Source organism: Klebsiella sp. K-Nf6, assembly GCF_002806655.1.
Classification (GTDB): Bacteria; Pseudomonadota; Gammaproteobacteria; order Enterobacterales; family Enterobacteriaceae; genus Klebsiella; species Klebsiella variicola.
In genome coordinates this window covers 98,759-120,130 of the sequence record NZ_PIBN01000010.1, presented here as the reverse complement: position 1 = coordinate 120,130, position 21,372 = coordinate 98,759, and the positions used below count along the sequence as shown (strand labels likewise).

Annotated in this window: 16 protein-coding genes; 9 read left to right on the top strand and 7 right to left on the bottom strand. The window is 56.2% G+C overall.

Annotated elements, in window-relative coordinates; all coding sequences use genetic code 11:
- Positions 1 to 2: 2 nt before the first annotated feature.
- Together ppdD and nadC are read right to left on the bottom strand one after the other, a co-directional pair.
- Entirely contained in the window at positions 3 to 434 is a 432-nt protein-coding gene (gene ppdD, locus CWM61_RS17500) for a prepilin peptidase-dependent pilin (RefSeq protein WP_008807418.1), read from the bottom strand.
- Between the two features lie 181 nt (positions 435 to 615).
- Positions 616 to 1,509, bottom strand: a complete 894-nt coding sequence (nadC, locus tag CWM61_RS17495; protein ID WP_100631620.1) for a carboxylating nicotinate-nucleotide diphosphorylase — start codon at positions 1,507 to 1,509, stop codon at positions 616 to 618.
- 133 nt (positions 1,510 to 1,642) lie between these two features.
- Here nadC and ampD point away from each other — a divergent pair, with 133 nt between their 5' ends.
- On the top strand, positions 1,643 to 2,206 hold the full coding sequence (ampD, locus tag CWM61_RS17490; protein ID WP_047667433.1) for a 1,6-anhydro-N-acetylmuramyl-L-alanine amidase AmpD: 564 nt from the start codon (positions 1,643 to 1,645) through the stop codon (positions 2,204 to 2,206).
- Complete coding sequence (gene ampE / locus CWM61_RS17485) at positions 2,203 to 3,057, top strand: beta-lactamase regulator AmpE (protein WP_061155750.1); 855 nt, start codon at positions 2,203 to 2,205, stop codon at positions 3,055 to 3,057. The genes ampD and ampE overlap by 4 nt, the downstream gene beginning before the upstream one ends.
- Positions 3,058 to 3,177: 120 nt before the next feature.
- Here ampE and CWM61_RS17480 read toward each other — a convergent pair whose 3' ends face one another.
- From CWM61_RS17480 to aroP, 3 genes are all read right to left on the bottom strand, one after another.
- Positions 3,178 to 4,128, bottom strand: coding sequence for a family 43 glycosylhydrolase (locus tag CWM61_RS17480; protein ID WP_100631619.1), 951 nt, complete (start codon positions 4,126 to 4,128; stop codon positions 3,178 to 3,180).
- Positions 4,128 to 5,534, bottom strand: coding sequence for a glycoside-pentoside-hexuronide (GPH):cation symporter (locus CWM61_RS17475; protein ID WP_100631618.1), 1,407 nt, complete (start codon positions 5,532 to 5,534; stop codon positions 4,128 to 4,130). Before CWM61_RS17475 ends, CWM61_RS17480 begins: the two co-directional genes overlap by 1 nt.
- 184 nt (positions 5,535 to 5,718) lie before the next feature.
- Entirely contained in the window at positions 5,719 to 7,089 is a 1,371-nt protein-coding gene (gene aroP / locus CWM61_RS17470) for an aromatic amino acid transporter AroP (protein WP_100631617.1), read from the bottom strand.
- Positions 7,090 to 7,733: 644 nt separating this feature from the next.
- Here aroP and pdhR point away from each other — a divergent pair.
- From pdhR to CWM61_RS17445, 5 genes are all read left to right on the top strand, one after another.
- The gene (pdhR, locus tag CWM61_RS17465; protein ID WP_002888699.1) at positions 7,734 to 8,513 is read left to right on the top strand and encodes a pyruvate dehydrogenase complex transcriptional repressor PdhR; all 780 of its coding nucleotides are present in this window, start codon (positions 7,734 to 7,736) and stop codon (positions 8,511 to 8,513) included.
- Between the two features lie 137 nt (positions 8,514 to 8,650).
- Positions 8,651 to 11,314: a pyruvate dehydrogenase (acetyl-transferring), homodimeric type gene (gene aceE, locus CWM61_RS17460; protein WP_061155746.1), complete on the top strand. Its 2,664-nt coding sequence runs from the start codon at positions 8,651 to 8,653 to the stop codon at positions 11,312 to 11,314.
- A 14-nt stretch (positions 11,315 to 11,328) separates the two neighbouring features.
- Entirely contained in the window at positions 11,329 to 13,227 is a 1,899-nt protein-coding gene (aceF, locus tag CWM61_RS17455; RefSeq protein WP_100631616.1) for a pyruvate dehydrogenase complex dihydrolipoyllysine-residue acetyltransferase, read from the top strand.
- A gap of 206 nt (positions 13,228 to 13,433) precedes the next feature.
- A complete protein-coding gene (gene lpdA / locus CWM61_RS17450) occupies positions 13,434 to 14,858 on the top strand; it encodes a dihydrolipoyl dehydrogenase (RefSeq protein WP_061155744.1) in 1,425 nt (474 codons plus the stop codon).
- 164 nt (positions 14,859 to 15,022) lie between these two features.
- Positions 15,023 to 15,307 (top strand): hypothetical protein, encoded by a 285-nt coding sequence (locus tag CWM61_RS17445; RefSeq protein ID WP_008807410.1) that lies wholly within the window; start codon positions 15,023 to 15,025, stop codon positions 15,305 to 15,307.
- 56 nt (positions 15,308 to 15,363) lie between these two features.
- Here the strand turns inward: CWM61_RS17445 and CWM61_RS17440 are convergent, their stop codons facing one another.
- Together CWM61_RS17440 and CWM61_RS17435 are read right to left on the bottom strand one after the other, a co-directional pair.
- Complete coding sequence (locus CWM61_RS17440) at positions 15,364 to 16,170, bottom strand: DUF2950 family protein (RefSeq protein ID WP_074386857.1); 807 nt, start codon at positions 16,168 to 16,170, stop codon at positions 15,364 to 15,366.
- Between the two features lie 11 nt (positions 16,171 to 16,181).
- Positions 16,182 to 17,795 carry a DUF3300 domain-containing protein gene (locus CWM61_RS17435; RefSeq protein ID WP_100631615.1) on the bottom strand — a complete coding sequence of 538 codons (1,614 nt, stop codon included), beginning with the start codon at positions 17,793 to 17,795 and terminating at the stop codon, positions 16,182 to 16,184.
- Between the two features lie 429 nt (positions 17,796 to 18,224).
- On the opposite strand from CWM61_RS17435, the gene acnB reads away from it, so the two are divergent.
- Complete coding sequence (gene acnB, locus CWM61_RS17425) at positions 18,225 to 20,822, top strand: bifunctional aconitate hydratase 2/2-methylisocitrate dehydratase (RefSeq protein WP_100631614.1); 2,598 nt, start codon at positions 18,225 to 18,227, stop codon at positions 20,820 to 20,822.
- A gap of 187 nt (positions 20,823 to 21,009) precedes the next feature.
- Positions 21,010 to 21,372 (top strand): protein YacL, encoded by a 363-nt coding sequence (yacL, locus tag CWM61_RS17420; protein ID WP_004204373.1) that lies wholly within the window; start codon positions 21,010 to 21,012, stop codon positions 21,370 to 21,372.

Below are 21,372 nucleotides of genomic sequence, written 5' to 3'. Positions count from 1 at the left end.
CCTTACTTCACCCGGAAGACGTCTTCGCAGGCCTGCTGAAGGGCGCTGTTGCCGGTGATGGTGCAGACGCGCTGCCAGCCAGTGACGCCCTCGGCGTTATCCCAGGTCGGCGTCAGAGTGACGCCCAGTCCGTTCAGGCTTTCCTGGCCGGTGAGGGTGACGACCCCTTTGGCCACGCTCATGGCGGAGAGGTAGCGCGTGGTTGTCGGCGAGGGAATGCCGTTGCTGCCGCCGTCACATACCGTCAGGCCGCCATGATCGAGCGCGCAAAGTTCGATGGCCGTCCGATAGGGGACAAAGGTCTGTAGCAGGTCGGTGAGGGCGGCTTTACGCAGGTAGTTCTGGTAGGCCGGGATGCCAATGGCGCTGAGAATAGCGATGATCCCAATGACCACCATCAGTTCAATCAGGGTGAAACCACGTTGTTTATCCATAAGTTGCTCCTTGTTGTGACAGGAGCACTGTGACGGGATTCGGGATACCAGGCGAGGAGGCGAAAACGATCCGGGAAACCAGATTCCAGGGTTTTTACTTTGATTACATGGTGGGCATGAACGGCTGCGAGTCGGCTCGCAAATTCAGGCCCTCACGCCCGGAGGCGTGAAGGCCAATTGCTTAGCGAAAACGCATCGACAGGTCGAGCGCCTGCACATGTTTGGTCAGGGCACCGACAGAGATATAGTCGACGCCGGTGTCGGCAAATTCGCGGATGGTGTCAAAGGTGACGTTACCGGAGACCTCCAGCGACGCCTGGCCTGCGGTGATTTTCACCGCCTCGCGCATCAGATCGGTGGTGAAGTTATCGAGCATAATGATATCGGCCCCGGCTTTTAACGCCTGCTCCAGCTCATCCAGGGTTTCTACTTCCACTTCCACCGGCACATCAGGATGTAGCCAGAACGCCTTTTCTACCGCCTGACGGATCGAGCCGGAGGCGATGATATGGTTTTCTTTAATCAGGAAAGCGTCGAACAGGCCCAGTCGATGATTGGCGCCACCGCCGCAGAGTACCGCGTATTTTAGCGCAGTACGCAGCCCTGGCAGCGTTTTACGCGTATCCAGGAGTTGGGTTTTGGTCCCTGCCAGCAGGTCGACGTAGCGGCGGACGACGCTGGCGACGCCGGAGAGGGTTTGCACAAAGTTCAGCGCCGTGCGTTCGCCGGTGAGCAGAATACGCGACGGACCTTCGAGTTCAAACAGCGGCTGATCGGCTTTGACCGCATCGCCGTCGGCCACGTGCCAGGTGATGTTCACGTCGTCACCGGCGAGCTGAATAAAGACCTCTTCCACCCAACGTTTGCCACAGAAGACGCCATCTTCGCGGGTAATGACCACCGCATGGGAGCGTGCATCCTGCGGCAATAATTGCGCGCTAATATCGTTGTTGGCGTCGACTTCGCCGCCCAAATCTTCCCGCAGGGAGTGTGCGACAGCATCGGTAATATCGAGATTAATACGTTCCAGCAGCACGTCACGGCGGCGGTCGGGGTTGTAACGACGAGGCGACATGATAAAGCTCCAGATAGATAAGATTCAGAAGTGGGAAACATGCTAACCTGAACGACGTTTCAGTACCATACACACTTCATCCTTTGGGCCGGCGTGTGGCCCGGAAGCATGAGTTCGCGAAAGGAGATCCCGCATGCAGTTGAACGAGGGATGGCTGGTCGGCGCGCGTCGGGTTCCCTCGCCGCACCATGACTGCCGTCCGGATGAAGAAGCCCCTTCCTTACTGGTGGTGCATAACATTAGCCTGCCACCGGGTGAATTTGGTGGTCCGTGGATTGATGCGCTGTTCACTGGCACCCTGGATCCGCATGCGCATCCTTTCTTTGCCGAGATTGCTCATCTGCGCGTTTCGGCACATTGTCTGATTCGCCGTGATGGCGAAATCGTGCAGTATGTACCTTTCGATAAGCGTGCGTGGCATGCGGGGGTCTCCTGCTATCAGGGGCGCGAACGCTGCAATGACTTTTCCATCGGCATTGAGCTGGAAGGCACGGATACCCTGGCGTATACCGATGCGCAGTACCAGCAGCTGGCGGCGGTGACGGAACTACTGATCACGATTTACCCGGCTATCGCCGAAAACATCGCGGGCCACTGCGATATCGCGCCCGTGCGGAAAACCGATCCAGGACCGGCCTTTGACTGGATAAAATTCCGGGCGCTACTCAGTGCGCCGTCAGATAAGGAGACATCATGACGCTGTTTACGACGCTGCTGGTGCTTATCGCCGAACGGCTGTTTAAGCTGGGCGAACACTGGCAGCTTGATCATCGGCTGGAGGTGGTGTTCCGCCGGATAAAACATTTTTCGCTGCTGGGCACGCTGCTGATGACGGTGGTGGCTGTCGTGGTGGTGTATCTCATTCAGCGCCTGCTGCAGGGACAGCTATTTAACATACCATTGCTGGTGTTCTGGATCTTGCTGGGCCTGCTGTGCATCGGGGCTGGCAAGGTTCGGCTGCATTATCATGCCTATCTGAAAGCGGCGTCGCGCAATGACAGTCGAGCCTGCGATGCCATGGCCAGCGAGCTGACGCTGATTCACGGCGTACCGCCGGGCTGTGATGAGCGTGAATACCTTAGCGAACTGCAAAATGCGCTGCTGTGGATTAACTATCGCTACTATTTGGCGCCGCTTTTCTGGTTTGTCGTGGGTGGGGCGTGGGGCCCTCTGACGCTTATCGCTTACAGCGTACTGCGGGCCTGGCAGACGTGGCTGGCGCGCTACCAGACGCCGCATCACCGTTTGCAGTCCGGAATCGATGGAATCCTGCATATTGTGGACTGGCTGCCGGTGCGTCTGGTGGGGGTGGTCTATGCCCTGGTGGGGCATGGTGAGAAAGCCCTTCCGGCGTGGTTTGCCTCGCTAGGCGACCGCCATTCGTCGCAGTATCAGGTATTGACCCGCCTGGCGCAGTATTCCCTGGCCCGTGAACCGCATGTGGATAAAGTGGCGACGCCAAAAGCCGCAGTATCGATGGCCAAGAAAACCTCGCTGGTGGTGGTGGTGATCATGGCGCTGCTGACGATTTACGGCACCCTGGTTTAACGACCTGAGTCCGCACTTTGCCTGCCACGATGCACGCACCAGCGGGACGCTTGTTGCCGGGTGGCGGCTGCGCCTGACCCGGCCTGCAGAACCCGCGCCAGCGGGCGTCATAGCGAACCGCTACAGCGTATCCGCCGGCGGGATGCCGAAGTCGGGCATCCCGTCCTCCCTCCAGTTGACGAGTTTTAACCGCGTATGGCGATTAGGGTCATACAGCGGATCGCCTTCTATCTCGGTGTAATTCCGCGCGTGATACACCAGCACATCTTCTCCTTCCGGCGTTTGGGTAAAACTATTATGGCCTGGGCCATACTGGCGGTTTTCATAGCTGGTACGAAAGACCGGCTGCGGGGCTTTATGCCAGTTCGTCGGCTGCAGCGGATCGGCCTGCAGATCGATCCAGAGTAACCCCATGCAGTAGTTTTCATCGGTGGCGCTGGCGGAATAGCTGATGAACAGCTTATCGCCATGCACCAGCACTGCAGGACCTTCGTTGACCTTAAATCCCCGGCACTCCCAGTCGAACTCCGGCTTGCTCAGCATGACCGGCTCGCCTTTTAGCGTCCACGGGTTGGCCATTTCAGCAAGATACAGGTTTGAGTTGCCTTCGATATGCGGGGATTTTTGCGCCCACAGATACCAGCGTTTGCCCTGATGGATAAAAGTAGTGGCATCGAGGGCGAAGGTATCGAAAGGCGTGACCACCTGGCCTTTTTCCTGCCAGCGACCGGTCAGCGGATCGCTGTCGGCGCACTCGAGAACGAACATGCGATGCTGGAACATCCCCAGCGCATCCAGATCGTGGGTATGGGTAGCGGCAAAATAGATATACCACTTACCGTCTATTTCATGCAGCTCCGGCGCCCAAATCAGCTGGCTCATCGGCCCGCTTTGCGGCGCGCGCCAGACCACCACTGGTTCAGCTTCGGGCAATCCTTCAAGGGTGGCCGCGCGCCGGATCTCCAGCCGGTCGTATTCCGGCACCGAGGCAATAAAGTAGTAGTGGCTAAGATGGCGCAGGATAAAGGGGTCTGCACGCTGTTCAATAAAGGGGTTTGGCCAGTTGTTCATCAGGCTTTCCTTACGTGTTCACTGGTTTTCAGTTCCTGGTATTCGTTCAGCTCGCTGTAGTTGCTGCGGCGCTTCTCTAAATCGCTCTGAATCTGGCGCATCAGGGTGCGGTCAACCTTGAGCAGGCGCACCACGCCGGCGGTGATCAGATAGCCGACGCCGGGGATGACCGAGAACAGCAGCACGATGCCGTTGAGGGCGGAGGCGCTTTGTGCTTTGGCGCCGGCGTCGTAGCCGTACCATGACAGCAGGAAACCGACCATTGCCCCGGCGACCGCCAGGCCAACCTTGAGGAAGAACAGATTGCCGGAGAAGCTAATGCCGGTGATGCGCTTGCCGGTTTTCCACTCGCCGTAGTCGTCAACGTCGGACATCAGTGACCAGTGCAGCGGGGAGGGGATCTGGTGCAGGATGTTGAGCAGGAAGTAGAGCACCATAATCAGCGTGGTGGCGTGTGGATTAAAGAAGTAGAAGGCGCAGGAGAAAATCGCCAGCGCGATGTTGGTCCAGAAGAAGACCTGCAGTTTGCACCAGCGGTCGGTGAGGACTTTCGCCAGCATGCTGCCAATCATCATCCCGACCACGCCGAGGCTGATAAACAGGGTAGCAAAATGGGTGCTTTGTCCCATCACCCAGGTGACGTAATACATGGTGGCGGCCATGCGGATAAAGCCCGGACAGACGTTGCACAGCGTGAGCAGCAGGATGCGCACCCACTGGTCATTTTTCCACACGTCTTTGAGGTCTTTTTTCAGTTCATCATTCGTCTGCACCGCCGGGTGTATGCGTTCACGCACGGTAGCGAAGCAGAACAGGAACATACACATGCCGATAAAGGCCAGCACGGTCATCGCCATCTGGTAGCCCTTCGCTTTATCGGCGCCGCCGAACCAGTCGGCCATTGGCAGCAGCGTCAATGACAGCAGCAGCGTGGCGATACCCACCATCACAAAACGATAGGACTGGCAGGCAACGCGCTCTTTCGGATCAGCAGTCATCACCGTTCCCAGCGAGCAGTAGGGGATGTTAATCGCGGTATAGGTTACCGACAGCAGAAAGTAGGTGATAAACGCATAGATAACTTTGCTGTTATAGGTCCACTCAGGAGTAGTGAACATCAGCACGCTGAACAGGGCGTAGGGGAAGGCAATCCACAGTAACCATGGACGAAAGCGGCCATATTTACTGCGGGTACGGTCGGCAAGGGCGCCCATAATCGGGTCGGTCACCGCATCGATGACGCGCACCGACAGCAGCAGTACGCCGACCAGCGCCGGCGCCAGACCGAAGATATCGGTATAAAAATAGTTCACAAACAGCATGATGGCGCCAAAGATGATATTGCATCCGGCATCACCCATCCCGTAACCAATCTTTTCCTTTATTGATAGTCTATTGTCTGCCATGTGCGGTCTCTCCGTTGCAGTATGGAGAGAATTATTGGCCGCTATCGAGGGAAATACGTTGCAGGAACTCGTTAACGATATGGATATATCAGCTATGGAGGGGAAAGTGTGAAGCAGGTAACAATGCTCTGCGCCCGTTATTCAGGGAGGGGCGCAGAGCAAAGAGAAGTATTTATGAGATGTATTATTGTGCTTTTATGGCGGCGGCGGCTTTCTGTTTAAACAGATAACCCACGCCCAGCACCGCAACCCATACCGGGATCAGCCAGACGGAAATCGCCATCCCAGGGGTCATCAGCATTATCACCAGCACTGCCGCCATAAACAGCAGACACACCCAGTTACCCAGCGGGTAGAAGAGGGCAGGGAAGCGAGTGGTGACGCCCTGCTGCTGTTTGGCGCGACGGAATTTAATGTGCGCCAGGCTGATCATCGCCCAGTTGATGACCAGGGCCGAGACCACCAGCGCCATCAGCAGGCCGAAAGCGGATTCTGGCGCCAGATAGTTGATCAGCACGCACAGCGCGGTCACCAGGGCAGAGACGAGGATGGTATTTACCGGTACGCCGCGTTTGTCGACGCTGAGCAGCGCTTTCGGCGCGTTACCCTGCTGCGCAAGGCCGAATAGCATACGGCTGTTGCAGTAGACGCAGCTGTTATAAACCGACAGCGCCGCCGTCAGCACCACGACGTTGAGAGCGTTTGCCACCAGCGTATCGCCAAGCTCATGGAAGATCAGGACGAACGGACTGGTATCTGCGGTGACGCGGGTCCACGGCAGCAGGGAGAGCAGTACCGCCAGCGAACCAACATAGAAGATCAGAATACGGTAGATAACCTGGTTGGTGGCTTTCGGAATGCTTTGCTCCGGATTATCTGCTTCCGCCGCGGTGATCCCCACCAGCTCCAGACCGCCGAAGGAGAACATGATGATCGCCATCATCATCACCAGTCCGGTAAAGCCGTGCGGCAGGAAGCCACCCTGATCCCACAGGTTACGAACCGTCGCCTGCGGGCCGCCGTTGCCGCTGAACAGCAGCCAGCCGCCGAACAGGATCATCGCCACTACGGCGACCACTTTGATAATCGCGAACCAGAACTCCATTTCACCGAACACTTTCACGTTGGTCAGGTTAATGGCGTTGATAGCGATGAAGAAGACGGCCGCCGAGGCCCAGGTCGGGATTTCCGGCCACCAGAACTGGATGTATTTGCCGACGGCGGTGAGTTCCGCCATGGCCACCAGGACATACAGTACCCAGTAGTTCCAGCCGGAAGCGAAGCCGGCAAAGCCGCCCCAGTATTTATACGCGAAGTGGCTAAATGAACCGGCTACCGGCTCTTCCACCACCATTTCACCCAACTGACGCATGATCAGAAAGGCGATAAAACCGGCGATAGCGTAACCAAGAATGATACCCGGGCCGGCGGACTGAATGACGGACGCGCTCCCCAGAAACAGGCCGGTGCCGATAGCCCCGCCCAGCGCGATAAGCTGAATGTGGCGGTTTTTCAGGCCGCGCTTCAGCCGATCGCCGTGCTGTTGACCTTCCATATGAAACCTCGTGTGTGGTTATTTTTTGTGTACGTCATCCGTCAGATTGCTGCTTCACTGCTGTCCCTGCCAGAAAGCATAGCCAGCGAAAATTTGGGCGAAATGGCCCTCGTTTTATCTGAGTGATGTCGCGCACATATTGTTGTGTTTGTGTATTTAGTGACTTCCGTTTCTGTATTGTTTTGTTTACGGAAGGCAGTGCGGTAATTCAGAAAAAGGCCTTTCGTCTGAGGGAGAATAGTGTTAAGCGCGACCGAATGCACCTGCTTTATGAAGGGATGATGACGATGTGTCTAAAAAGACATCAATAGACATATTCTGTATTATTCCGTCGCATTACCCATGAGTGGTTATCTATTCTGTTAATTTGATTTTTTATTCATTTATGGCGCAGTTGAATCGGTTCAGATAGCGTAATTTTTCGTTTCCATAAAGTTAACGCTACCCCTTTGTGAGTAAACGTAACATTTGTGCAAGGTTACATTTCTGAAATGTTATTTCTGTAAGGTTGTTAAAATGTCCGCGGTTTACTGATTTCAATCAAAACCTGTATGGACAGAAGGTGAATACTTTGTTACTTTAGCGCTACGAACTTTAAATTGGTAAGACCAATTGACTCCGGGCTAATGGCAGAGACAGGGAATATGGCCTACAGCAAAATCCGCCAACCAAAATTATCCGATGTGATAGAGCAGCAGCTGGAGTTTCTGATCCTTGAGGGGACCTTGCGCCCCGGTGAAAAACTTCCGCCCGAACGCGAACTGGCCAAACAGTTCGACGTTTCCCGCCCCTCGCTGCGTGAGGCGATTCAACGCCTCGAAGCCAAGGGCTTGTTGCTTCGTCGTCAGGGAGGTGGAACGTTTGTTCAGAGCCGCCTGTGGCAGAGCTTCAGCGATCCGCTGGTCGAGCTGCTGTCCGATCACCCTGAATCCCAATTCGATCTGCTTGAGACCCGTCACGCGCTGGAAGGCATCGCGGCTTATTACGCGGCGCTGCGCAGCAATGATGAAGATCGCGATCGTATCCGCGAGCTGCATCAGGCTATTGAACGCGCTCAGCAGTCGGGCGATCTGGACGCTGAGTCCGGCGCCGTCGTCCAGTATCAAATCGCCGTCACCGAGGCGGCACACAATGTGGTTTTGCTCCATCTGCTAAGGTGTATGGAGCCGATGCTGGCACAAAACGTTCGTCAGAACTTTGAATTGCTGTATGCCCGCCGGGAAATGCTCCCGTTGGTCAGCAACCATCGTACTCGCATTTTCGAGGCGATAATGGCCGGGGAGCCGGAGCAGGCGCGTGAGGCGTCGCACCGTCACCTGGCGTTCATTGAGGAAATTTTGCTGGACCGTAGCCGTGAGCAGAGTCGTAGAGAACGCTCACTGCGTCGTTTACAGCAACGAAAGGACGAGAACTCCGGTTCTTAAGCGCCATTTTTAGAGCGCGGCAACTAAACGCAGAACCTGTCTTATTGAATTTTTGGTTGTTCAAACGTGAAGAGCAAAGAGTTCAATGGGACAGGTTCCAGATTAATCAACGATTAGATAGATAAGGAATACCCCCCATGTCAGAACGTTTACCAAATGACGTGGATCCGATCGAAACTCGCGACTGGCTACAGGCGATCGAATCGGTCATCCGTGAAGAAGGTGTTGAGCGTGCTCAGTATCTTATTGACCAACTCCTTTCTGAAGCCCGCAAAGGCGGGGTGAAAGTGGCTGCTGGCGCATCGACCGGCGGTTACGTAAACACTATTGCCGTTGAAGATGAACCGGAATACCCGGGTAATCTGGATCTGGAACGTCGTATCCGTTCTGCGATCCGCTGGAACGCCATCATGACCGTTCTGCGCGCATCGAAAAAAGATCTCGAACTGGGCGGCCACATGGCGTCCTTCCAGTCTTCCGCAACCTTCTACGAAGTGTGCTTCAACCACTTCTTCCGTGCACGCAACGAGCAGGATGGCGGCGACCTGGTTTACTTCCAGGGTCACATCTCTCCGGGCGTATATGCGCGTGCTTTCCTGGAAGGTCGTCTGACTGAAGAGCAGATGAACAATTTCCGTCAGGAAGTTCACGGTAAAGGTCTGTCCTCTTATCCGCACCCGAAACTGATGCCGGAATTCTGGCAGTTCCCGACCGTTTCGATGGGCCTGGGCCCAATCGGGGCGATTTATCAGGCTAAGTTCCTGAAATATCTGGAACACCGTGGTCTGAAAGACACCTCCAAACAAACCGTTTATGCTTTCCTGGGCGACGGTGAGATGGACGAGCCGGAATCTAAAGGCGCGATCACCATCGCCACCCGTGAGAAGCTGGACAACCTGGTCTTCGTTATCAACTGTAATCTGCAGCGCCTTGACGGCCCGGTGACGGGTAACGGCAAAATCATTAACGAACTGGAAGGCATCTTCGGTGGTGCTGGCTGGAACGTTATCAAGGTTATCTGGGGCGGTCGTTGGGATGAGCTGCTGCGTAAAGACACCAGCGGTAAGCTGATTCAGCTGATGGAAGAAACCGTTGACGGCGATTACCAGACCTTCAAATCCAAAGACGGCGCTTACGTCCGCGAGCACTTCTTCGGTAAATATCCGGAGACCGCAGCGCTGGTTGCCGACTGGACTGACGAGCAGATTTGGGCCCTGAACCGCGGCGGCCACGATCCGAAGAAAGTTTACGCTGCACTGAAAAAAGCGCAGGAAACCAAAGGCAAAGCGACCGTAATCCTCGCCCATACCATTAAAGGTTACGGCATGGGTGACACCGCTGAAGGTAAAAACATCGCCCACCAGGTTAAGAAAATGAACATGGACGGCGTTCGTTACGTCCGCGATCGTTTCAACGTGCCGGTTGCCGATGCCGATCTCGAAAAACTGCCGTACGTCACCTTCCCGGAAGGTTCCGAAGAGCACACCTATCTGCACGCTCAGCGCCAGAAACTGCACGGCTATCTGCCGAGCCGTCAGCCGAACTTCTCTGAGAAGCTGGAGCTGCCGACGCTGGAAGATTTCGCTCCGCTGCTGGAAGAGCAGAATAAAGAGATCTCTACCACTATCGCGTTCGTTCGTGCCCTGAACGTGATGCTGAAGAACAAATCCATCAAAGACCGCCTCGTGCCGATCATCGCCGACGAAGCGCGTACTTTCGGTATGGAAGGTCTGTTCCGTCAGATCGGTATTTACAGCCCGAACGGCCAGCAGTACACCCCGCAGGACCGTGAGCAGGTTGCCTACTATAAAGAAGACGAGAAAGGCCAGATTCTGCAGGAAGGGATCAACGAGCTGGGCGCAGGCGCATCCTGGCTGGCTGCGGCGACCTCTTACAGCACCAACAACCTGCCGATGATCCCGTTCTACATCTACTACTCGATGTTCGGGTTCCAGCGTATCGGCGACCTGTGCTGGCAGGCAGGCGACCAGCAGGCTCGCGGCTTCCTGATCGGTGGTACTTCCGGTCGTACGACGCTGAACGGCGAAGGTCTGCAGCACGAAGATGGCCACAGCCATATTCAGTCGCTGACTATCCCGAACTGTATCTCCTACGACCCGTCTTACGCGTACGAAGTGGCGGTCATCATGCATGACGGTCTGGTTCGTATGTACGGCGAAGCGCAAGAGAACGTTTACTACTACATCACTACGCTGAACGAAAACTACCATATGCCGGCTATGCCGGAAGGCGCCGAGGAAGGTATCCGTAAAGGTATCTACAAACTCGAAACCATCGAAGGTAGCAAAGGTAAAGTTCAGCTGCTGGGCTCCGGTTCTATCCTGCGTCACGTTCGTGAAGCAGCGCAGATCCTGGCGAAAGACTACGGCGTGGGCTCTGACGTCTATAGCGTCACCTCCTTCACCGAACTGGCGCGTGATGGCCAGGATTGCGAACGCTGGAATATGCTGCACCCGCTGGAAACCCCGCGCGTGCCGTACATCGCTCAGGTGATGAACGACGCTCCGGCCGTGGCATCCACTGACTATATGAAACTGTTCGCCGAGCAGGTTCGTACTTATGTACCGGCTGATGATTACCGCGTACTGGGTACCGATGGCTTCGGTCGTTCCGACAGCCGTGAAAACCTGCGTCACCACTTCGAAGTCGATGCTTCCTATGTGGTCGTTGCGGCGCTGGGCGAACTGGCTAAACGTGGTGAAATCGATAAGAAAGTGGTGGCTGACGCTATCGCTAAATTCGACATCGATGCAGAAAAAGTTAACCCGCGTCTGGCGTAAGAGGTAAAAGAATAATGGCTATCGAAATCAAAGTACCGGACATCGGGGCTGATGAAGTTGAAATCACCGAGATCCTGGTCAAAGTTGGCGACAAAGTAGAAGCTGAACAGTCGCTGATCACCGTAGAAGGCGATAAAGCCTCTATGGAAGTTCCGTCTCCGCAGGCTGGCGTCGTGAAAGAGATTAAAGTCTCCGTCGGCGACAAAACCGAGACTGGCAAACTGATTATGATTTTCGATTCCGCCGAGGGTGCAGCAGCCGCTGCACCTGCGCAGGAAGAGAAGAAAGAAGCCGCTCCGGCTGCGGCTGCGCCAGCAGCTGCCGCGGCAGCGAAAGAAGTTCACGTCCCGGATATCGGCGGCGATGAAGTTGAAGTCACCGAGATCATGGTTAAAGTGGGCGACACCATCGCCGCTGAGCAATCCCTGATCACCGTAGAAGGCGATAAAGCCTCTATGGAAGTGCCGGCGCCGTTCGCGGGTACCGTGAAAGAGATCAAAATCAACACCGGCGATAAAGTGTCCACCGGTTCCCTGATCATGATCTTCGAAGTGGCGGGCGCTGCGCCTGCCGCGGCTCCGGCACAAGCTGCCGCTCCGGCTGCCGCGGCACCGGCTGCCGCCGCTGGCGCGAAAGAGGTTAACGTCCCGGACATCGGCGGTGATGAAGTTGAAGTCACTGAAGTGATGGTTAAAGTCGGCGATAAAGTGGCTGCCGAGCAGTCCCTGATCACCGTCGAAGGCGACAAAGCTTCTATGGAAGTGCCGGCGCCGTTCGCAGGCACCGTCAAAGAGATCAAAATCAGCACCGGCGATAAAGTCAAAACCGGTTCCCTGATCATGGTCTTCGAAGTGGAAGGCGCTGCGCCTGCCGCCGCTCCGGCTCAAGCTGCTGCTCCGGCACCGGCTGCTGCACCGGCTCAGGCTGCTAAGCCTGCCGCTGCACCGGCTGCGAAAGCAGAAGGCAAAACCGAATTCGCTGAAAACGATGCTTACGTTCACGCGACGCCGCTGATTCGCCGCCTGGCGCGCGAGTTCGGCGTTAACCTGGCGAAAGTGAAAGGCACCGGCCGTAAAGGTCGTATCCTGCGCGAAGACGTTCAGGCTTATGTGAAAGATGCGGTTAAACGCGCTGAATCCGCACCGGCGGCTGCCGCTGGCGGCGGTATCCCGGGCATGCTGCCATGGCCGAAGGTTGACTTCAGCAAGTTTGGTGAAATCGAAGAAGTGGAACTGGGCCGTATCCAGAAAATCTCTGGTGCTAACCTGAGCCGTAACTGGGTGATGATCCCGCACGTTACCCACTTCGACAAAACCGATATCACCGATCTGGAAGCGTTCCGTAAGCAGCAGAACGCCGAAGCTGAGAAGCGTAAACTGGACGTGAAATTCACCCCAGTGGTCTTCATCATGAAAGCCGTTGCCGCTGCGCTTGAGCAGATGCCGCGCTTCAACAGCTCGCTCTCCGAAGATGGCCAGCGCCTGACGCTGAAGAAATACATCAACATCGGTGTGGCGGTTGATACCCCGAACGGTCTGGTGGTTCCGGTCTTCAAAGACGTGAACAAGAAGAGCATCACCGAGCTGTCTCGTGAACTGACCACCATCTCGAAGAAAGCGCGCGATGGCAAGCTGACGGCTGGCGAAATGCAGGGCGGTTGCTTCACCATCTCCAGCATCGGCGGCCTGGGTACCACCCACTTCGCGCCGATTGTTAACGCGCCGGAAGTGGCCATCCTGGGCGTGTCTAAGTCCGCGATGGAGCCGGTATGGAATGGTAAAGAGTTCGTTCCGCGTCTGATGATGCCGATCTCTCTGTCCTTCGACCACCGCGTCATCGACGGTGCTGATGGTGCCCGCTTCATTACCATCATTAACAACACCTTGAGCGACATTCGCCGCCTGGTGATGTAATCGAAAAAGCCGGCCTGACGGCCGGCTTTTTTCTGATAACCTCAGGCTGTTGGGGATTATCAGCAACAAAGGACAAAATCGTTTGCCGTTTGTTGTTTAAAAATTGTTAACAATTTTGTAAAATACACGCGGATAGAACGTCCCGGTGGACTTGGGCGTAAGAATAATAGCGTCAGACCCGCCGGATATAAATTACAGAGGTCATGATGAGTACTGAAATCAAAACTCAGGTCGTGGTACTTGGGGCAGGCCCCGCAGGTTACTCTGCAGCCTTCCGTTGCGCTGATTTAGGTCTGGAAACCGTCATCGTAGAACGTTACAGCACCCTCGGTGGTGTTTGTCTGAACGTAGGTTGTATCCCGTCTAAAGCGCTGCTGCACGTGGCAAAAGTTATCGAAGAAGCGAAAGCGTTGGCCGATCACGGCATCGTTTTCGGCGAACCGAAAACCGACATTGACAAGATCCGCACCTGGAAAGAAAAAGTTATCACTCAACTGACCGGCGGCCTGGCTGGTATGGCCAAAGGCCGTAAAGTGAAAGTGGTTAACGGTCTGGGTAAATTTACCGGCGCCAACACCCTGGAAGTGGAAGGCGAAAACGGTAAAACCGTGATCAACTTCGACAACGCGATCATCGCGGCGGGCTCCCGTCCGATTCAGCTGCCGTTTATCCCGCATGAAGATCCGCGCGTATGGGATTCCACCGACGCGCTGGAACTGAAATCCGTACCGAAACGCATGCTGGTCATGGGTGGCGGTATCATCGGTCTGGAAATGGGTACCGTATACCATGCGCTGGGTTCAGAGATTGACGTGGTTGAAATGTTCGACCAGGTTATCCCGGCGGCCGATAAAGACGTGGTGAAAGTCTTCACTAAACGCATCAGCAAGAAATTCAACCTGATGCTGGAAACCAAAGTGACTGCCGTTGAAGCGAAAGAAGACGGTATTTACGTTTCCATGGAAGGCAAAAAAGCGCCGGCTGAAGCACAGCGTTACGACGCCGTGCTGGTGGCTATCGGTCGCGTACCGAACGGCAAAAACCTCGATGCAGGCAAAGCCGGCGTGGAAGTGGACGATCGTGGCTTCATCCGCGTTGACAAACAAATGCGCACCAACGTGCCGCACATCTTTGCTATCGGCGATATCGTCGGTCAGCCGATGCTGGCGCACAAAGGCGTCCATGAAGGTCACGTTGCCGCAGAAGTTATCTCTGGTCTGAAACACTACTTCGATCCGAAAGTGATCCCGTCCATCGCCTACACCGAGCCAGAAGTGGCATGGGTTGGTCTGACTGAGAAAGAAGCGAAAGAGAAAGGCATCAGCTACGAAACCGCCACCTTCCCGTGGGCTGCTTCCGGCCGTGCTATCGCTTCCGACTGCGCAGACGGTATGACCAAACTGATCTTCGACAAAGAGACCCACCGTGTTATCGGCGGCGCGATTGTCGGCACCAACGGCGGCGAGCTGCTGGGTGAAATCGGTCTGGCTATCGAAATGGGCTGTGACGCTGAAGACATCGCGCTGACCATCCATGCTCACCCGACTCTGCACGAGTCTGTTGGCCTGGCGGCAGAAGTCTTCGAAGGCAGCATCACCGATCTGCCAAACGCCAAAGCGAAGAAAAAGTAACTTTTTCTTTCAGGCTAAAAGCATAAGCGGCTCCCGGAGCCGCTTTTTTTATGCCTGATGTTTAGAACTATGTCTCCGTTCATAAACCGCTACACCTCATACATACTTTGAAAATAATCACGCAATAAACTTATAGGCAGTTAACGATATAGTTGAGGTGTGAGATGAAACGCTTTTTAACCGCAGCGCTGGTCGCTGCAACGTGCCTATCCGGTGTGGCCTGCGCGGCTGACGCCACCATCCCCTGGGCGGACAACAGCGGTGGCACGGAAACGACCCATATCGCGGCGATGGGGCAGGATCTGAATGCCCAGCATCAGCAGGTGACGAAGACGAATGAAGGGGTATGGGCAGCGAACTCCGGAAGCATCAGCGCTGATGAAGCGGCATTATCCAGCACAAAGCCGACTTTTGCTGGCGACCCGTCTCTGATGCCCCATCAGGGCTAAGCGAAGGGCTAAGCGAATAGAAACGCCAGGTTGCTTGAGGGCAACCTGGCGTTTATTTATGGTTTGACAACCTGCCAGCCGGCGTCAGCATCGGGGGCAAAGCGCGTGATGGCCTGCGCTTTTGCGGCGCTCTCTTCACCGAGATTAGCCTGATAAACGGTATCGTGCTGATCGATCATAAAGCTCATCACCCCGGTTTCGCCCCATTCCACAGGCCAGGCCAGCAAGGCCGTATCCTGGTCTTCGCGGCCTGCGATAATGCGGAAACGATAGCCATGATAACCGGTACCGGGCTCTGTTGGGCTGAAAGCTGGCCCCAGCGGGCTGGGCGTTTCACCCGGCGACGTCGGCCAGTACAACCCATCTTTTTTGCCTTCACTGCTGATGATTTTCTGCGCCCAGCGGTGGTTCAGCTGGTAGTAATCCTGCTGGGCGTCAACGTAAGCGTGCATGGCGGCTATCGCTGACAGCTCATTGCGACCGATGGCGCGGGTGAGGATCTCCTCTTCGCCTGCGGCCATATCAAAGCGCCATCCCTGTGACGTTTTTACGATAGGCACGGGCAGCCGCCATGCCTCGCTGCCGACGTCGAGCCAGGCGTTATCACCCTGCTGCACGATGACATGTTTCACCTGCCAGTCGCGCTGAAAGCGGTCGACGGCGCTGGGGTCGATCCCATCGGGCGGTAAAAATTGCTGCCAGTTATCGCCGAGCACCTTGCTCAGCGCCGCTTCATTTTGCTGGCTGAGCGCCTCAGCCAGCGCGCTCGCGGCCTGTTCCGGGGTAGAAAACTGCTGCTGGGCGAACGCGGCTAACGGTGACAGCATCAATGTGAACAGGGCAATAGGTAATAGATTTCTCATTCTGCTCATCCTCAGCGGCGGCGCAGTTCATGGTGTTCGGAAGAACGCTCTCTGGCGCCGTTGCGCTGTTCGCGGTTTACGCCGGAAAACTGGCGGCTTTGCAGTCCCCGTTCCTGCTGCGCTTGCCAGGAGGGGGCGCGGCTTTCGTTGCCGCTAAGAGCGCTGGTACGTAAATGACTAACCTGCTGCTGCCGACGCTGTTGCTGCTGAGGTGTCGGGTTCTGCTCGCGGCTTTTGACGGTTTCTCGACGCTGCTGTTGCTGCGGCGTGGGATTTTTCAACTGCGTTTTTGCCGCATCGCGACGCTGCTGCTGGGTCGGTGTGCTGTCGTAACCGCGATAGTTGCTGCGCTGGGTAGCTTGTTTTAATTGCGCCGAGGCTGCCTGACGTTGGGCATCACGCGAGGGATTGTTTGCCGCCAGGTTACCCGCTGTGGCCGCCGGCGCATTGCGCTGCTGAAGCTGGGTCATTGCCGCCTGGCGCTGGGCATCGCGATCGACCGGCGTATGCTGGGTGGCGCTCAGTCCACCGGCAACGTTGGTCTGATGGAAGCGCTGGGCGACGGTATTATCGGGATAAGGCACGTTTCCGCGATAGGCTGGGTTGTGTTGCCAGTTAACGCGGTTGCCCGGCAGATTCTGCCCGGTAATGTGGTTGAAATTATTCACATTGATATTGATGTTATCGCCATTGTGCTGGTAACCGCCGTGATGGTAATCGTCATCATGATGATGGTCATCATCATCCCAGTCGATGCTGCTAAACAGCGCCCAGGTCGTGGCGACGCCGAGGCTGTAACCAAAGCCTTTGACGAAGCTGTCGGTAAACTGCTCGCCGGGAGGGGGCGGCAGGTAGACCGGCGGATAGGCGCTATTCGGCCAGGTGCCATAGACCGAGGCAGGGTTGTAGTTCGGGACATACACCACCTGCGGGTCGGTCGGTTCTATTTTAATGACCTGGGTCGGCGCGGGCGCCGCCGCGGTAGTGGTTGACGTTGATACGGTGTTGCTTTTTGCGGTAGTGGTCGGTGCAGGCGCAGCAGCGGTGACAATCACTTTCTGCTGCGGCGTGGATTTCAGCGTCCCGGTCTGCTGGGCAATGGTGCGCAGGCGCTGCACCGAGTCCATCACATCGTGTGGCTGGGCCAAAAACGCGTTGCCGAGGTTTTCTACCCACGGCGGGTTCTCGCCCATCATCGCCAGCAGGGCTGGGAAGGCGACAAGAGATTTGACGCTGGGATCCCACGGCTGGCTGGTCACCGCCTGCACGGCCGCGTCACCTTTCAGGGTAGGGTTGTCCTGGGACCACTGCACCGCCTGCATGACGTTGTCCGGATAGGTGGAGGCCATCAGCACCTGCGACAGCAAACTGTCCGGATAAAGCGCGATGGGCGCGACCCACTGATCAATCTGCGCCGGCGTATAGGTGGTGGCTGCCGGTTGTGCGGTGGCAGGTGGCGTGGCTGGGGTTGGCGCAGGTGTCGGTGCAGGTGTCGGTGCAGGCTGCGCCGTCGCCTCAGTGACCGTCTCTGGGGTACGGCTTTGCACATAGAGTGTTCCCGCCGCCGCGAGTAAGCCTGCGCTGCAGACCAGGGCGATAATATGGGGTTTGAACGGCAGTGACATAGAAGCTCCTGACCCAAAAAGTAACCCATCTCGCTTAAGTATCGGCGAAAACGGCTCGTCTGCTGAGTATATGTAAGTGGTGTGTTTTTTTTTGATTTTTGTTGGGATCGGCCCAGCAAACTCGACACCGAGAGGAATTTTTGTCGCGGCATTTGAACAGAAAGCCTGCAATATCCTGCCCTTAACGATTCAGCTAAATTTTAATGTTGCTTTTTTGTAAACAGATTAACACCTTTCAAAAATCCTGCTATGCTGCCGACGCGGTATCGGGCATTTACCCTACAAACTGCTGTCTCACAGGAGCGTGAAGAAAATCGCCCAGCCACTAAATCCTTCAAGATGCGTCAAGGCGGCAAACTGCCAATACCGAAGCAGATTGATTGAGGACGTGTAGGCCGCATTATGACAATGAGAGCGAGGAGAACCGTCGTGCTAGAAGAATACCGTAAGCACGTAGCTGAGCGTGCCGCCATGGGGATTGTTGCCAAACCCTTAGATGCAACCCAAATGGCCGCGCTGGTAGAACTGCTGAAAAACCCGCCTGCGGGCGAAGAAGAATTCCTGTTAGACCTGCTGATTAACCGTGTACCGCCGGGCGTTGACGAAGCCGCCTATGTTAAAGCTGGATTCCTTGCCGCGATCGCCAAAGGCGAAGCGACCTCCCCCCTGGTAACCCCTGAAAAAGCCGTTGAACTGCTGGGCACCATGCAGGGCGGTTACAACATTCACCCGCTGATTGATGCGCTGGACGACGCGAAACTGGCGCCGATTGCCGCGAAAGCGCTGTCTCATACTCTGCTGATGTTCGATAACTTCTACGACGTAGAAGAGAAAGCAAAAGCAGGTAATGAGCATGCTAAACGGGTCATGCAATCCTGGGCTGATGCTGAGTGGTTCCTGAACCGCCCGCAGCTGGCAGAGAAAATCACCGTTACCGTCTTCAAGGTCACCGGCGAAACCAATACCGATGACCTGTCTCCGGCGCCGGATGCCTGGTCTCGCCCGGATATCCCACTGCATGCGCTGGCGATGCTGAAAAACGCCCGCGAAGGTATTGAGCCGGATCAGCCGGGTGCGGTCGGCCCGATTAAACAAATCGAAGCGCTGCAGCAGAAAGGCTACCCGCTGGCCTACGTCGGCGACGTTGTCGGTACCGGTTCTTCGCGTAAATCCGCCACCAACTCGGTGCTGTGGTTTATGGGCGACGATATCCCGAACGTGCCGAACAAGCGCGGCGGCGGCCTGTGCCTGGGCGGCAAAATTGCCCCAATCTTCTTCAATACCATGGAAGATGCGGGCGCGCTGCCTATCGAAGTGGACGTGAACAACCTGAACATGGGCGACGTGATTGACGTTTACCCGTTCAAAGGCGAAGTGCGTAACCACGAGACCAACGAACTGCTGGCCAGCTTCGAGCTGAAAACCGATGTGCTGATCGACGAAGTGCGCGCCGGTGGCCGTATTCCGCTGATCATCGGCCGCGGTCTGACCACCAAAGCGCGCGAAGCGTTGGGTCTGCCGCACAGCGATGTATTCCGTCAGGCGAAAGACGTGGCGGAAAGCAACCGCGGCTTCTCCCTGGCGCAGAAAATGGTTGGCCGCGCCTGCGGCGTTGCCGGTATCCGTCCGGGCGCCTACTGCGAGCCGAAGATGACCTCCGTCGGTTCTCAGGATACCACCGGTCCAATGACCCGTGATGAACTGAAAGACCTGGCGTGCCTGGGCTTCTCCGCTGACCTGGTGATGCAGTCCTTCTGCCACACCGCGGCTTATCCGAAGCCGGTTGACGTGACCACGCACCATACCCTGCCGGATTTCATCATGAACCGCGGCGGTGTTTCTCTGCGTCCGGGCGATGGCGTTATCCACTCCTGGCTGAACCGTATGCTGCTGCCGGATACCGTGGGTACCGGCGGTGACTCCCACACCCGTTTCCCCATCGGTATCTCCTTCCCGGCGGGCTCTGGTCTGGTGGCCTTCGCCGCTGCGACCGGCGTGATGCCGTTGGATATGCCGGAATCGGTGCTGGTGCGCTTCAAAGGGAAAATGCAGCCGGGTATCACCCTGCGCGACCTGGTTCACGCCATCCCGCTGTATGCCATCAAGCAGGGCCTGCTGACCGTTGAGAAGAAAGGTAAGAAAAACATCTTCTCTGGCCGTATCCTGGAGATCGAAGGTCTGCCGGATCTGAAAGTCGAGCAGGCATTTGAACTGACCGATGCGTCCGCTGAGCGTTCTGCTGCCGGCTGTACTATCAAGCTGAACAAAGAGCCGATTGTTGAGTATCTGAACTCCAACATCGTCCTGCTGAAGTGGATGATCGCCGAAGGCTACGGCGACCGCCGTACGCTGGAGCGTCGTATCCAGGGTATGGAAAAATGGCTGGCGGATCCGCAACTGCTGGAAGCCGATGCTGACGCGGAATACGCGGCAGTGATCGACATCGATCTGGCGGATATCAAAGAGCCAATCCTGTGTGCGCCGAACGATCCGGACGATGCCCGCCTGCTGTCAGACGTGCAGGGCGAGAAGATCGACGAAGTGTTCATCGGTTCCTGCATGACCAACATCGGCCACTTCCGTGCTGCCGGTAAGCTGCTGGACAGCCACAAAGGCCAGCTGCCGACTCGCCTGTGGGTGGCGCCGCCAACCCGTATGGACGCCGCGCAGCTGACCGAAGAAGGCTACTACAGCGTGTTTGGTAAGAGCGGAGCGCGTATCGAAATCCCTGGCTGTTCCCTGTGTATGGGTAACCAGGCGCGCGTGGCCGACGGTGCAACGGTGGTTTCCACCTCTACCCGTAACTTCCCGAACCGTTTAGGTACCGGCGCTAACGTCTATCTGGCCTCTGCCGAGCTGGCAGCGGTGGCTTCTCTGCTCGGCAAACTGCCGACGCCGGAAGAGTACCAGACCTTCGTGGCGCAGGTGGATAAGACAGCGGAAGATACCTATCGTTATCTGAACTTCAACCAGCTGGATCAGTACACTGAAAAAGCTGACGGCGTGATCTTCCAGACCGCGGTGTAAAACCATTCGGTCAGCCCGGCTGACCGTTTGGCGACAAACTCCCCAATGCCCGGTGAACATTGCATCACCGGGCATTTTTATTTCCAAACCTCCTGCCCGTTACGCTTTTTTTCTTTCTGTCTGCTGCGATAATTACTGCATGGGTACAGTGCAGCGGTGACGCATTGCCCTTGCAGAGGAAAAGACTATGGACTACGAATTTCTGCGCGATATTACCGGAGTGGTAAAGGTGCGAATGTCGATGGATCACGAGGCGATTGGCCACTGGTTCAACGAAGAGGTGAAAGACAATCTTGCCCTGCTTGATGAAGTAGAGCAGGCTGCACGCACCGTGAAGGGCAGTGAACGTTCCTGGCAGCGGGCTGGCCATGAATATACGCTGTGGCTGGATGGCGAAGAGGTGATGATCCGCGCCAATCAGCTGGAGTTTTCTGGCGATGAAATCGAGGAGGGGATGAGCTACTACGACGAAGAAAGCCTCTCTCTCTGCGGCGTGGAGGATTTCCTGCAGGTCGTTGCCGCTTATCGTGAATTTATGCAGCAGCGTTAA